The 251-nt window shown below is 49.4% G+C and carries 1 rRNA gene; it reads left to right on the top strand.

Annotated features, from left to right (window positions below):
• Positions 1–251 (top strand): 16S ribosomal RNA (locus tag ACTHSL_RS13940); the annotation flags it as partial.

Below are 251 nucleotides of genomic sequence, written 5' to 3'. Positions count from 1 at the left end.
GCGTAAAGAGTGCGTAGGCTGTTATACAAGTCAGAAGTGAAATCCCAGGGCTTAACCCTGGAATTGCTTTTGAGACTGTATGACTAGAGATCTAGAGAGGTTGGGGGAATTCCGAGTGTAGAGGTGAAATTCGCAGATATTCGGAGGAACACCAGTGGCGTAGGCGCCCAACTGGCTAGATACTGACGCTGAGGCACGAAAGCGTGGGGAGCAAACAGGATTAGATACCCCAGTAGTCCTGTCTCTTATAC

This window comes from Neisseria sp. P0008.S010 (genome assembly GCF_051962715.1).
Taxonomy (GTDB): domain Bacteria; phylum Pseudomonadota; class Gammaproteobacteria; order Burkholderiales; family Neisseriaceae; genus Neisseria; species Neisseria elongata.
Note: the sequence above shows the minus strand (reverse complement) of the source record. Positions and strands in the feature narration are given on the sequence as shown.